This window comes from Enterobacter sp. QK-SA4 (genome assembly GCF_056856775.1).
This window is the reverse complement of sequence record NZ_JBXFXH010000007.1, coordinates 2,705,897-2,718,836: the sequence shown is the minus strand read 5'-3', so window position 1 is coordinate 2,718,836 and position 12,940 is coordinate 2,705,897. Positions and strand designations below refer to the sequence as shown.

The following is a 12,940-nucleotide window of genomic DNA, read 5'->3' as shown; positions in this document are numbered from 1 at the left end:
AAAGTAAAACCCCCTCATGAGAGGGGGCTGAGGCATCAGGCTTCAACTGTTCGCATCAGGGTTGCCAGCTCATCCTTCACCGACTGGACCTGCGGGCCGATAACCACCTGCAAATTGTGCTGATTTAACTGTACCACGCCGATGGCCCGGTTGGCTTTCAGGGCGTTGGTATCCACTTTTGACATATTCGCCACCGACAGACGCAGGCGGGTGATGCAGTTATCGAGCGAGGTGATGTTATCCGCGCCGCCCAGCGCCGCCAGAATGGCCGGTGTGTTGTAGCCGGATTTGCCCACGGTCCCGGCAACCGCCTGTTCAACGCTGCTCGCCGTATCGGTATCGCGGCCAGGCGTTTTCAGGTTAAAGCGGGTGATGGCGAAGCGGAAGATGCCGTAGTAAACCGCAAACCAGATAGCCGCCACGACCGGCACCAGGTACCACTTGGTGGACAGGCCGTGCAGGATCCCGAACACCACGAAGTCGATCACGTTGCCGTCGGTGTTGCCGATGGTCACTCCCAGCACCGCCATCACGGTAAAGCCCAGACCGGTCAGCACCGCGTGGATGAGGTACAGCACCGGTGCGACGAACAGGAACAGGAATTCGATTGGCTCGGTGGTTCCGCCCACGACGCAGGCGATCACGCCGGAAATGAGCAGGCCTTTAATTTTATGACGGTTTTCCGGGCGCGCGCAGTGGTACATCGCCAGCGCGGCACCCGGCAGGCCGCCGAGGAAGGCAGGCATTTTACCCTGAGACAGGAAGCGGGTGGCGCTTTCCGAGAAGCCGTGGGTGGTCGGACAGCTCAGCTGCGCCTGGAAGATGGTCAGCGCGCCGCTCACGTCGTGACCGCATACCTCCATCGTACCGCCCGCTTCGGTGAAGCGAATCAGGGCCACCAGGATATGCTGCAGGCCAAACGGCAGGAGCAGACGCTCGCCGGTGCCGAAGATCATCGGACCGAAATCTCCCGCGCCGTTGATGATGCGGCCAATGCCGTTGATGCCCATCGCAAAGACCGGCCAGATCAGCGGAATGATCAGACCAAACAGGCCCATCACCACCAGGGTAACAATCGGCACGAAGCGGGTACCGCCGAAGAAGGCCAGGGCATCCGGCAGCCGGATATTGTGGAAGCGCTCGTGCAGCATCCAGATAATCACACCCGCGATCACTGCCCCGAGGATCCCGGTATCAATAGACTGGATGCCGATCACGCTCTGAATGTTGTTGGCTTTCAGCACGGCGGCGTCGGTGGTCGGCAGAATGCCTTTCGCGGTCAGCCAGAAGTTAACCGCCAGGTTCATCACGGCGTAACCCACAAACCCGGCAAACGCCGCGACGCCTTTATTTTCGCGCGCCAGGCCCAGCGGGATAGCAATACAGAACATCACGGGCAGGAAGCTAAACGCAAAGGAGCCGACTTTACTCATCCAGATGAAGATCGCCTGCAGCACTGGGGTACCGAGGAACGGGATCAGCGTGTTGACGTCTTTACTGCTCAGCGAGCTGCCGATCCCGAGCATGATCCCGCAGAACGAGAGGAGTGCCACGGGCAGCATAAAGGTTTTACCCAGTTGCTGGAAAAATTCCCACAGCGATATTTTTTGTGCTGCTTTCGCCGTCATAAAACGACTCCTTTATTGTTAAAATCAGTTTGCCTGCTTCAATGCTGCGAGAAGATAAAACGTTTTATCAAAGTTTAGTGCGCGCTAAATCACATTCTCAGGCTTTGACTGGTAGTATAAAGATAACGTATTGATAAAACGTTTTACCGATCTCATTTCAGGGAGTCACGCCAACACATGGCTGTAGCGAAAAAAATCACCATCAACGATGTCGCGCTGGCGGCGGGCGTTTCCGTCAGCACCGTTTCTCTGGTGCTAAGCGGAAAAGGGCGCATCTCTCCTGCGACCGGTCAGCGGGTTAACGAGGCGGTTGAGCAGCTGGGTTTTGTGCGTAACCGTCAGGCGTCGGCGCTGCGCGGCGGGCAAAGCGGAGTGATTGGCCTGATTGTTCGCGACCTGACGTCACCTTTCTATGCGGAGCTGACCGCCGGGTTAACCGAAGCGCTTGAAGCGCAGGGGCGGATGGTCTTTCTTCTGCACGGCGGTCGCGAGGCCGATCAGCTTCTTTCCCGGCTCGATATGCTGCTGAATCAGGGTGTTGACGGGGTAATCGTCGCCGGAGCGTCGGGCGTGGGCAGCGAGCTGTGCGAGCGCGCCGCCGAAAAAGGCGTGCCGCTGGTGTTTGCTTCGCGCGCCAGCTACCTCGACGAGGCCGATACGCTGCGCCCGGATAACATGCAGGCCGCGCAAATGCTGACCGAGCATCTTATTCGTCGCGGACACCAGCGCATTGCGTGGCTCGGCGGGAAAAGCTCGTCCCTGACCCGCGCCGAGCGGGTCGGCGGCTACTGCGCGACGCTGATTAAATACGGCCTGCCGTTCCACAGCGAATGGGTCGTGGAGTGTGAATCCAGCCAGAAGAAAGCGGCGGAAGCGATAGGCGCGCTGCTGCGCAGCAGTCCGACGATCAGCGCCGTGATTTGCTACAACGATGTGATTGCCATGGGCGCCTGGTTTGGCCTGATCCGCGCCGGGCGTCAGAGCGGCGAGGGCGGGGTGGAAACCTTCTTCGGCCATCAGGTGGCGCTGGGGGCGTTCGCCGACGTCGGTGAAAACGCGCTAGACGATCTGCCGATCGTCTGGGCTACCACCCCTGCGCGGGAGATGGGCTACACGCTGGCGGACAGGATCATGCAGCGCATCGACAACACGGACGTTCAGGCCGGACACCAGATTGTGGCGGCGCGGCTGGTGACGGTAAAATAATATCAGGCGGGTTGCGTTAGCGGATTGAGCAACAGTTCGGCTTCCAGCGCTTCCACAAACTTTCGTACTTTAGCCGGGATCAGCCGGGAGGTCGGGTAAACCGCCCAAACGGCCAGCGATTCCGGGTGGGCATCCTCCAGGACGATCCGCACGAGTTTATCCTCTCTGAACGCCGGCTCTACGTACCAGCGGGATAAATTGGCGATCCCCAACCCTCCCAGGCAGGCTTCGAAAATGGCCTCAATAGAGTTCGCGGAGAATCGGCCCGACACCTTTTGTTTGTAGCGCTGTTCACCCTGTTCGAATGACCAGTGGACGGTATCTGACGTGGTCAGACAGCTGTGTGCCGCCAGATCGTTAAACGATTTTGGATAGCCATTCGCGGCAAGATACGCCGCGCTGGCGCAGAGATCGCGAGGGTTGTGACACAGGCGATGGGCAGCCAGCCGGTTATCGCGCAGCGGCGCAATGCGTAACGCCACGTCTATGCCTTTTCCGACAATATCAACCTGTTCGTCGGTTGCGAGTAAATCGACCTGCAGGGCGGGATGTTGCTGCATGAACCGGGTCAGCATGGGAGCAACGATCTTACGGCCAAACCCCGCTGAGGCGGTAATGCGCAGTCGTCCGGAAAGGTGCGTCCCCTCGGGAAACAGATCGGCCAGCGCGTTATTTTTATCTTCCAGCAACGCCTGCGCATGGGGCAAAAAAACGGCCCCATCGCTGGTGGGTGAGAGGGAACGCGTGGTGCGGTGCACCAGCCTGACCCCAAGTTCAGCCTCAAGATTATTAAGAGACCGTGATGCCGCCATGGCGCTCACAGAGAGCCGACGCGCGGCGCCCGCCAGGCTACCCGCCTTGATGGCTTCGACAAACACTTCAACGTCTTCCAGTTTCATTGTATCGATTTTCGTTATGCTGACTTATCAAAGTATATATCTACATTATTTATCGTTACGCTGCCATAGTCTCTTCACAACCTGAAAAATATCAATCTGGAGTGAAGATGAAAAAGTTGAAAACGGTTCTGGCGCTCAGCGGCCTGCTCCTGGCAAGCACATCGTGGGCAGATGCCCCGGCGCAGGTTAAACAGCAGGTTCCGGGCTATTATCGTCTGGCGGTCGGGGAATATGAGGTGACGGCGCTGTTCGACGGCTATAACGATCTTTCGCCAGCCTTGCTACACGGGCTCTCAGGCGACAAGGTTCGCGAACTGCTGGCTCAACACAAAATTGATGCCGAACGCATGCCTACCGCCTTTAACGCCTTTCTGGTGAATACCGGTAAACACCTGGTCATGATTGACAGCGGGGGTGGCCACTGCATGGCGGAAACGGCCGGTCAGCTGGTCAGCAATATGAACGCATCAGGGTACCGTCCCGAGCAGGTTGATACCATTTTCCTGACCCACCTGCATCTTGACCACGTGTGCGGCCTGAGCGATGCAGAGGGTAAGGCGTTGTTCCCCAATGCCACCGTCTACGTACCGCAGGGGGAGGCCGACTACTGGCTTGATCCCGCAAAAGAAGCGAGCGCGCCGGCTAATGCGAGGGAGTATTTCGCTATCGCCAGGCATGCGCTGTCTGCGTATAAAGCCGCCGGGCACCTTAAAACCTTCGTCCCGCCAGCTTCGCCTGTCCCGGAAGTCCAGACGGCATATGCCATTGGGCATACGCCTGGCAGTACCGTTTATCGCTTCGCGTCGCAGGGGACGGCTATCAACTTCATTGGGGATTTGATTCATGCTCCTGCCGTCCAGTTCCCGCACCCTGAAGTGTCTATTCGCTTTGATGTCGATCCGAAAAAAGCCATCTCATCCAGGGCGCAGGAGTTTAACGCGCTGGCAAAAGACGGTGAGTGGATGGCCGCAGCGCATCTGCCTTTCCCCGGTATCGGTCATATCACCGCCTGGCAGCAGGGCTATAGCTGGAATCCTGTCAATTACGGTCCTTATCAACGTGCGGCCAACGTGCCTCTGCTGAAATAAAGTGAGGTGACGAGCATGAAAAGTTACACCGTAACGGCAAACGGTATCCGTCAGTTTATGGTCGAAGAGGGTGAAGGTGCACCGGTTATTCTCCTGCATGGTTTTCCTGAAACAAACTATGCCTGGCGCTACCAGATACCCGTACTTTCCCGGCACTACCGCGTGATTGCACCGGATTTACGCGGGTATGGCGAAACGGATAAACCTGCTTCTGGCTATGATAAGCGCAACATGGCGCGGGACATCCGGGAGCTGATGCGTGTCCTGGGTTTACAGAAAGTGGTGCTGGTGGGGCACGATCGCGGCGCGCGCGTCGCGACGCGGTTTGCAAAAGATTACCCTGAGCTGGTGGATCGACTGGTGGTGATGGATAACGTGCCAACGCGTATTGTGGCGCGCGATCTGAATGCGTCGATTGCGCGTGCGTACTGGTTCTTCCTGTTTCATCTTGTGCCAGACCTGCCGGAAGCGCTGATTGCGGGTCGGGAGCATATCTGGCTGCGCCACTTTTTCTCGGACTGGACCTACAATCCCTCGACCATTAGCGGCGAGGCGTTTGACACCTATGTTCGGGCGTATCAGGCGCCGGGTGCGGTGCGTGGCGCAATGGCTGACTATCGTGCCAACGCAGAGGATGTGGCGCAGGATATGGCTGACGTTGAGGTGAAAATCACCTGCCCGGTAATGTCGCTGTGGGGTAATGATTTTCATGCGGTCGGCAAGCTTTTCGATATGGAAAGCGTCTGGGCCGAAATGGCGGATAACCTGCGGGCGCAGGGGATTGATGAGTGCGGCCATCTGCCGCAGGAGGAGCAGCCAGAGAAAGTGAACGCACTTCTGCTGGATTTCCTGGCGGGATGGAAAAGTTAGCGGGCATAAAAAAACCCCTCATGTGAGGGGTTTTTCTGTTTACTGCTGCGGTGCCGCCGGTTCGGCTGGCGCTGCCGGTTCAGCCGGTTCTGGTATCCCCAGAGTCGGCATACCAAACATGCCGACGAACTCTTCCAGCGGCATCTTGTCGCCGTTGAGCGTTACCTGGCCGTTGGCGTACTGCAGGCTGGTGGAGATCGTGTTGTTTTCCACTTTGGTGATGCGGAACATCTGGCCCATGGCCGCCAGACCTTTCACCTGCTGGTTCGCCAGCTTGCCGGCGTCTTCATCGCCGTAGCCTTCCAGCTTCGCAATCTGGGTCATAAACTCGGTCGCCATATCCATCGGGATGGTCAGCTTGCTGTCGAGCGACTTCACGCTGCGATCCACTTCCTGCGCCAGCGTCTGCGGTGCACCCGTTGCGGTTGCCGGATCTTTCAGGAACAGCGACAGGTTAAAGCTGGTTTCGCCTTTGCTGTTTTTCCAGCTCAGCGGCGCAACGGTGATCACCGGCTCGCCTTTCAGCAGGACAGGCAGGTTGTTGAACAGTACCGCCATCGCCTGCTGCTGATACACCTCAGGGTTCTGCTGGAGTGCGGCATCGGTCAGCAGCGCCTGGCTCTCTTTGCTGTATTTCTGGCTAAACTCGTGCCACGCCTGGCCGTCGATATTGCCGATCTTCAGCGACAGCTTGCCGGTGCCCAGATCCTGATTCTGCACCTTCAGGCTCTTCAGCGTGTAATCCAACTGCGTGTTGATGCTTTTACCGTCTTTGGAAACGTCGGATTTGCCGTTGACGTCCATGCCTTCCAGCACGGCCATCTCTTTTCCTTCAACCGCAATGGCTACCTTGTCGAGAGAGAGTTTCTGATCGCCGATACGCTCCTGGAAATCGGTCATTCGGCTGTTGCCGTCGGCTTTCAGGTTGTTGAAGGTGAGCTGAACCTTTTGGTTATATTCGTTCACGGCATTGACCAGGCCGCTTTCCGCTTCACCCGTCAGGGAGAACACGTTTCCGTCGCGGTCGGCATCGAGTTTGAAGTGGCCGCCGCTAAAGGCGACTTTCTCATTCTCTTTCTCGTAGTTCAGCGCTTTCAGGGCAATATTGGAACTCGTGTCACCGGCATAGCTAATTCGGGTATTAATGTCGAAAGGCGATTCATTCTTCGCCAGGTCAAACAGCGGTTTGGTGACGTCGTTATTCACCAGCACGGTATGAACGGACGCCATCGACGGGATCAGGTTAAAGGACTTCAGCTGCGCCAGCGGCAGCGGACCGTGGCTCACCACCTCATCCAGCACCACGCTCTGGCCCGGTTTCAGCCAGCCGTTTTCAGCACCGGCAACCGGCTTCACCACCAGCTGCATACGGCTGGTAAACACGCCGCGATGATAATTCTGGTAGCTCAGCTCAAGGCCCGCCTCCGGCGCGCTGCGCTTAATCTCTCCGTTAGCCTGCGCCACCATCTCAGCCAGACGGCCTTCCAGCTGTTTCCCGGTAAACCAGGAGGCACCCGTCCAGACCACGCCTAACGCTACAATCACTCCAACCGCTACGACCGATTTTTTCATTGCGACTATCCCTAAAATGAAACCAGGCGGTAAAAACCGCCTGGAGATATTAAGCCTGCAACTAGCTTAGCAAGAGTTGTTAAAAAATTCAGTAAGTGCTTAAAGCTTATTGAAAACGCGCGCCAGACGACCGGTGCCGCTTACGCTGACCGGAGACTCATTGGCTGGAACAAATGCTGACTCACCGGGCTTAAGCACCAGACGCTGTTCGCCTTTGCGCAGCGTTGCTTCGCCCTCGGCGCAGAACAGAATCGCCGCGCTTTCCTGCGCGATGGCAGTTTCGGCCTGGCTCAGGTCGTGCAGGGAGAAAGCAAAATCTTCAACCGGAATCGGGAAGTCCAGCTCTGCGCCGTTTTTCACCGGCTGAGTCAGCAGTTCCGCGGCAGGTTTCGCCACAAACTTCACGTTGGCAACCAGCTCAGGAATATCGATGTATTTCGGCGTCAGGCCCGCGCGCAGCACGTTATCTGAGTTGGCCATTACCTCCAGCGCCACGCCCTGTAGGTAGGCGTGCGGGGTTTCGGCAAACAGGAACATCGCTTCGCCCGGGTTCAGCTTCACCACGTTCAGCAGCAGAGGGGAGAACAGGCCGCTGTCGTCCGGGTAGAATTCGGAGATCAGAAGGATAGTCTCCCACGGTTCACCCTGCTGGCTGCCCAGAGCCGCTTTCAGTACCGCCAGCGCGTGAGATTTCTCTTCACCCTGCATATTCAGCAGGCTGGCAAACAGCTGGCTCAGCGCGTCCGCGTTCGGGTTTTCAAGGAAGTGGGCGATAGCCTTGTGGGCACCCGCGACCGGTTGCAGCAGGGAGACGATCTCTGAAAACTCGCGGAACGCGTTCATCGCCAGGAACGGCGTCAGCGCGAACACCAGCTCCGGCTTGTGGTTAGGATCTTTGTAGTTACGCTCGGCGGCGTCCAACGGAATACCCGCCGCGTTCTCTTTCGCAAAACCGATTTCAGAGGCTTTCTTGTTCGGGTGAACCTGGATGGAGAGCGGCTGGTCGGCGCACAGCACCTTGAACAGGAACGGCAGTTCCCCAAAGCGCTGAGCCACCTTGTCGCCCAGCAGCGCGGCTTTATCGGCATCAATCACGTCACGCAGGCTGCGTACCTGGCCGCTGGCGTCTTCAATTTTTGAGCTGCTCTTCGGGTGCGCCCCCATCCACAGTTCTGCCATCGGCAGGTTGTTCGGGTTCGCGATACCGTAGAGATCCGTTAACGCAGTTTTACTTCCCCAGGCGTAGTTTTGCACTGAGTTAATGAGTTTTTGCATTATCAAGCCCTGATTCAATTGTGGAATTAACTCCGGGTATTAAAGCAATAAACCTCATGGAAGTAACCTGTGGATGTAAAAAGTCGTACTAGTCTCAGTTTTTGTTAAAAAATTGTGTAGGATAAGCTGACTCGCTTTTAAGCCGGGCAGCGGAACATCTGCCCTGAATAAACAGACCGAAGCAGTAAGTGAGAGACCAATGTCGAATAAACCCTTCCATTATCAGGATCCTTTCCCCCTCAGTAAGGATCGGACCGAGTATTACCTGTTAACCCGCGATCACGTCTCCGTCTCTGAGTTTGAAGGACAAGAGATCCTCAAGGTCGATCCTCAGGCGCTAACGCTGCTGGCGCAGCACGCTTTCCACGACGCCTCGTTTATGCTGCGTCCTGCGCACCAGCAGCAGGTTGCCGATATCCTGAGCGACCCGCAGGCCAGCGAAAACGATAAATACGTTGCCCTGCAGTTCCTGCGTAACTCAGACATCGCCGCGAAAGGTATTCTGCCTACCTGTCAGGACACCGGCACGGCGATCATCGTCGGTAAAAAAGGCCAGCGCGTCTGGACCGGCGGCGGTGACGAAGCGGCCCTGGCGCACGGCGTCTACAACACGTACACCGAAGATAACCTGCGCTATTCGCAAAACGCGGCGCTGGATATGTATAAAGAGGTCAACACCGGCACCAACCTGCCAGCACAGATCGATCTCTACAGCGTCGATGGTGACGAGTACAAATTCCTCTGCATCGCCAAAGGCGGCGGTTCAGCCAACAAAACCTATCTCTACCAGGAAACCAAGGCGCTGCTCACCCCGGGCAAGCTGAAGAACTACCTGGTTGAAAAGATGCGCACCCTCGGCACCGCGGCGTGCCCGCCGTACCATATCGCGTTTGTGATTGGCGGTACGTCGGCGGAAAGCACGCTGAAAACCGTCAAGCTGGCCTCAACTAAATACTACGACGGCCTGCCTACCGAAGGTAACGAGCACGGCCAGGCGTTCCGCGACGTGCAGCTTGAGCAGGAACTGCTGGAAGAGGCGCGAAATCTGGGCCTCGGCGCGCAGTTTGGCGGTAAATACTTTGCCCACGACGTGCGCGTGATCCGTCTGCCGCGTCACGGTGCCTCCTGTCCGGTCGGGATGGGCGTGTCCTGCTCTGCGGATCGCAACATCAAGGCGAAGATCAACCGCGAAGGCGTGTGGATCGAAAAACTGGAAAACAACCCGGGCAAATACATCCCGGAAGAGCTGCGCAAAGCGGGTGAGGGTGAAGCGGTTCGCGTTGACCTGAACCGTCCGATGAAAGAGATTCTGGCGCAGCTTTCGCAGTATCCGGTCTCGACCCGTCTCTCGCTGAACGGCACGATCATCGTGGGTCGCGACATCGCGCACGCGAAGCTGAAAGAGCGTCTGGACAACGGCGAAGGGCTGCCGCAGTACATTAAAGATCACCCGATCTACTACGCCGGCCCGGCGAAAACGCCTGAAGGCTACGCGTCCGGCTCGTTAGGCCCAACCACGGCAGGGCGTATGGACTCGTACGTTGACCAGCTGCAGGCCAACGGCGGCAGCATGATCATGCTGGCGAAAGGCAACCGCAGCCAGCAGGTGACGGACGCCTGCCACAAGCACGGCGGCTTCTACCTCGGCAGCATCGGCGGCCCGGCTGCGGTTCTGGCGCAGGGCAGCATTAAGAGCCTGGAGTGCGTGGAGTACCCGGAACTGGGTATGGAAGCGATCTGGAAAATTGAAGTGGAAGACTTCCCGGCGTTTATCCTGGTGGATGACAAAGGCAACGACTTCTTCAAGCAGATCCAGTCGTCCCAGTGCTCGGCGTGCGTGAAGTAATTCTGTAAATTGTCGGGTGGCGGCTGCGCCTTACCCGGCCTACGAGTCTGGTAGGTCGGGTAAGCGTCAGCGCCACCCGACATCAAAAAGAGCGCACAAAGCGCCATATCGTTTCTCAGAAGTCATCAATACTTATCCCTTAAGCATGTGAGCAATCCCTCTTTTGTTATCAAGGAGAAAGTAATGACCACGGTACGCCATGAGAAAGATTCGATGGGCGCCATCGACGTCCCGGCCGACAAGCTATGGGGCGCGCAAACCCAGCGTTCGCTGGAGCACTTCCGTATTTCGACCGAAAAAATGCCCGTCTCGCTGATTCAGGCGCTGGCGCTCACCAAACGCGCCGCCGCTAAAGTGAACCAGGATTTAGGCCTGCTGCCGGCAGAAAAAGCGACCGCCATCATCAACGCCGCCGACGAAGTGCTGGCGGGTAAGCATCCCGACGAATTCCCCCTCGCCATCTGGCAGACCGGTTCCGGCACCCAGAGCAACATGAACATGAACGAAGTGCTGGCGAACCGGGCCAGCGAACTGCTGGGCGGCGTGCGCGGCATGGAGCGTAAGGTCCATCCGAACGATGACGTCAACAAAAGCCAGAGTTCTAACGACGTCTTTCCGACGGCGATGCACGTGGCGGCGGTGATTGCTATCCGCGAGCAGCTAATCCCGCAGCTCAACGTCCTGAAATCCACGCTCAACGAGAAAGCGCAGGCCTTCCGCGACATCGTCAAAATTGGCCGTACGCACCTGCAGGACGCCACGCCGCTGACGCTCGGCCAGGAGATTTCCGGCTGGGTGGCGATGCTGGAACATAACCTGAAGCATATTGAGTACAGCCTGCCGCACCTGGCGGAGCTGGCGCTCGGCGGAACGGCGGTCGGGACCGGGTTAAACACCCATCCTGAATACGCGGTGCGCGTGGCGGAGGAGCTGGCAAACATCACCGGGCAGCCGTTCGTCACGGCGCCCAATAAGTTCGAAGCGCTGGCGACCTGCGATGCGCTGGTCCACACCCACGGCGCGCTGAAAGGGCTGGCGGCCTCGCTGATGAAAATCGCCAACGACGTGCGCTGGCTGGCCTCGGGTCCGCGCTGCGGCATCGGTGAAATCAGTATTCCGGAAAACGAGCCGGGCAGCTCCATCATGCCGGGTAAAGTGAACCCGACCCAGTGCGAAGCCATGACCATGCTCTGCTGTCAGGTGTTGGGCAACGACGTGGCCGTCAACCTGGGCGGTGCGTCCGGCAACTTCGAGCTGAACGTCTATCGTCCGATGGTGATCCATAACGTTCTGCAATCAATTCGTCTGCTGGCGGACGGGATGGAGAGCTTTAACGAGCACTGTGCGGTAGGGATTGAGCCGAATCGCGAGCGTATCAGCCAGTTGCTCAATGAATCACTGATGCTGGTGACGGCGCTGAATACCCATATCGGCTACGACAAGGCCGCCGAGATCGCTAAAAAAGCGCACAAAGAGGGGCTGACGCTGAAAGCCTCCGCCCTGGCGCTGGGCTATCTCACGGAGGAGGATTTCGATGCCTGGGTGCGCCCTGAGGCGATGGTCGGCAGCCTGAAATAGTCATCCCGCCACGTACAGGTGCAGCCGCGGAATAATCAGCTGCAGCGGCTGCGCCTGAGGTCGGTAACGGTGCTGGACATTTTCAGCATCGTAATTCAGCAACTCACCAATATCCGGCACGATGGCCCCCTGATCGGCATCATAAAGCGCAATCAGCGGCGTAGGGCAGGCATGCTGAACCTGTTTTTGCTGGCCGGAATACCAGACGCGGGCGATAGGCTGCACCTTCACCGGGCGCTTTATCTTGAGGCGCGCGTCCGCCGGAAGCGAGGCGATGCTGTGGTACTCCTGCTCCAGGCGCTCAATCCACTGCTCGCGCAACCACGGTGCGACGGTGCGCGGCGTCTTCAGGCTTTTTTCCAGCTGCGCCAGAATCTCATCCCGGGTGAAGTTTTTAATGATGTGCTTATTCGCCCAGCCGAAGCGCAGCGTGGCGGGGTGACGCAGTACCGTCAGCGTGCGATAGGCGTTCAGGGTAATCAGCCCCGGAAGCTGACGGTGCACCCATTCAAACCGGGCGGCAGGGGCGAGGCCGGACTCTTCGGTAACGATCTTTTCAAAGGCCGCTTTCAGGGTGTTGATATGGGTAATCTGGCTTTCCAGCGCGTCACGCGTTGTCGCATCGGTTTGCAGGCAGATCACACCGGGCAGACGCACGGCGGCCTTACTGCTGCGGTTTTCTGACTGCTGCTGGATAAACAGTCGGCGATAGTGCTTCAGCGCCAGCTCAAGGGCGGCGCTGCCGATGTGCTGTTCAACCTCGATGGTGTCCAGCGGGTCGTGCTCGGCCCCTTTAGCCACCTCGGGCAGGGTAAAGACGCGCGCGGCCAGCAGGCGGCAGCTCTGCAGACGTTCGGTCAGGGTCAGGAGCTCGTGTTCTATTTCCCGAAACGTGCTGTTCAGCCGTTCGAGGAGATCGTAAGTCGCCATAAGCACTCTCGTTAGTTACAACATACTTATCATATAGCACAGCACGCC

The 12,940-nt window shown here is 57.9% G+C and carries 10 protein-coding genes; 5 read left to right on the top strand and 5 right to left on the bottom strand.

The genetic code is table 11. From position 1 onward, the window contains the following. Positions 1-35: 35 nt before the first annotated feature. On the bottom strand, positions 36-1,628 hold the full coding sequence (gene malX / locus AC1VYI_RS14570) for a maltose/glucose-specific PTS transporter subunit IIBC (RefSeq protein ID WP_134866461.1): 1,593 nt from the start codon (positions 1,626-1,628) through the stop codon (positions 36-38). A gap of 177 nt (positions 1,629-1,805) precedes the next feature. Between malX and AC1VYI_RS14565 the strand changes: the two genes are divergently transcribed. After that, positions 1,806-2,834, top strand: coding sequence for a Mal regulon transcriptional regulator MalI (locus tag AC1VYI_RS14565; RefSeq protein ID WP_023311457.1), 1,029 nt, complete (start codon positions 1,806-1,808; stop codon positions 2,832-2,834). Between the two features lie 2 nt (positions 2,835-2,836). On the opposite strand, the gene AC1VYI_RS14560 is transcribed toward AC1VYI_RS14565, so the two are convergent. After that, on the bottom strand, positions 2,837-3,733 hold the full coding sequence (locus tag AC1VYI_RS14560) for a LysR family transcriptional regulator (RefSeq protein WP_134866458.1): 897 nt from the start codon (positions 3,731-3,733) through the stop codon (positions 2,837-2,839). A 107-nt stretch (positions 3,734-3,840) separates the two neighbouring features. Here AC1VYI_RS14560 and AC1VYI_RS14555 point away from each other — a divergent pair, with 107 nt between their 5' ends. After that, positions 3,841-4,821, top strand: a complete 981-nt coding sequence (locus tag AC1VYI_RS14555; protein ID WP_134866456.1) for an MBL fold metallo-hydrolase — start codon at positions 3,841-3,843, stop codon at positions 4,819-4,821. 15 nt (positions 4,822-4,836) lie between these two features. Then, the gene (locus AC1VYI_RS14550; RefSeq protein WP_134866454.1) at positions 4,837-5,691 is read left to right on the top strand and encodes an alpha/beta fold hydrolase; all 855 of its coding nucleotides are present in this window, start codon (positions 4,837-4,839) and stop codon (positions 5,689-5,691) included. A 39-nt stretch (positions 5,692-5,730) separates the two neighbouring features. On the opposite strand, the gene AC1VYI_RS14545 is transcribed toward AC1VYI_RS14550, so the two are convergent. Together AC1VYI_RS14545 and manA are read right to left on the bottom strand one after the other, a co-directional pair. Further along, the gene (locus AC1VYI_RS14545) at positions 5,731-7,263 is read right to left on the bottom strand and encodes a YdgA family protein (RefSeq protein ID WP_134866452.1); all 1,533 of its coding nucleotides are present in this window, start codon (positions 7,261-7,263) and stop codon (positions 5,731-5,733) included. A gap of 99 nt (positions 7,264-7,362) precedes the next feature. Then, positions 7,363-8,538, bottom strand: a complete 1,176-nt coding sequence (gene manA, locus AC1VYI_RS14540) for a mannose-6-phosphate isomerase (RefSeq protein WP_134866451.1) — start codon at positions 8,536-8,538, stop codon at positions 7,363-7,365. A 199-nt stretch (positions 8,539-8,737) separates the two neighbouring features. Here manA and fumA point away from each other — a divergent pair, with 199 nt between their 5' ends. Continuing rightward, positions 8,738-10,384, top strand: coding sequence for a class I fumarate hydratase FumA (gene fumA / locus AC1VYI_RS14535; RefSeq protein WP_023311463.1), 1,647 nt, complete (start codon positions 8,738-8,740; stop codon positions 10,382-10,384). Positions 10,385-10,567: 183 nt separating this feature from the next. Then, positions 10,568-11,962 (top strand): class II fumarate hydratase, encoded by a 1,395-nt coding sequence (gene fumC / locus AC1VYI_RS14530; protein WP_134866449.1) that lies wholly within the window; start codon positions 10,568-10,570, stop codon positions 11,960-11,962. On the opposite strand, the gene tus is transcribed toward fumC, so the two are convergent. Then, positions 11,963-12,892, bottom strand: a complete 930-nt coding sequence (gene tus, locus AC1VYI_RS14525; protein WP_134866447.1) for a DNA replication terminus site-binding protein — start codon at positions 12,890-12,892, stop codon at positions 11,963-11,965. Positions 12,893-12,940: the final 48 nt, after the last annotated feature.

What these genes read in the sequence shown, in the direction of transcription:
- malX (WP_134866461.1), bottom strand. Translation starts at nt 1,628, where the DNA reads ATGACGGCGAAAGCAGCACAAAAAATATCGCTGTGGGAATTTTTCCAG.
- AC1VYI_RS14565 (WP_023311457.1), top strand. Translation starts at nt 1,806, where the DNA reads ATGGCTGTAGCGAAAAAAATCACCATCAACGATGTCGCGCTGGCGGCG.
- AC1VYI_RS14560 (WP_134866458.1), bottom strand. Translation starts at nt 3,733, where the DNA reads ATGAAACTGGAAGACGTTGAAGTGTTTGTCGAAGCCATCAAGGCGGGT.
- AC1VYI_RS14555 (WP_134866456.1), top strand. Translation starts at nt 3,841, where the DNA reads ATGAAAAAGTTGAAAACGGTTCTGGCGCTCAGCGGCCTGCTCCTGGCA.
- AC1VYI_RS14550 (WP_134866454.1), top strand. Translation starts at nt 4,837, where the DNA reads ATGAAAAGTTACACCGTAACGGCAAACGGTATCCGTCAGTTTATGGTC.
- AC1VYI_RS14545 (WP_134866452.1), bottom strand. Translation starts at nt 7,263, where the DNA reads ATGAAAAAATCGGTCGTAGCGGTTGGAGTGATTGTAGCGTTAGGCGTG.
- manA (WP_134866451.1), bottom strand. Translation starts at nt 8,538, where the DNA reads ATGCAAAAACTCATTAACTCAGTGCAAAACTACGCCTGGGGAAGTAAA.
- fumA (WP_023311463.1), top strand. Translation starts at nt 8,738, where the DNA reads ATGTCGAATAAACCCTTCCATTATCAGGATCCTTTCCCCCTCAGTAAG.
- fumC (WP_134866449.1), top strand. Translation starts at nt 10,568, where the DNA reads ATGACCACGGTACGCCATGAGAAAGATTCGATGGGCGCCATCGACGTC.
- tus (WP_134866447.1), bottom strand. Translation starts at nt 12,892, where the DNA reads ATGGCGACTTACGATCTCCTCGAACGGCTGAACAGCACGTTTCGGGAA.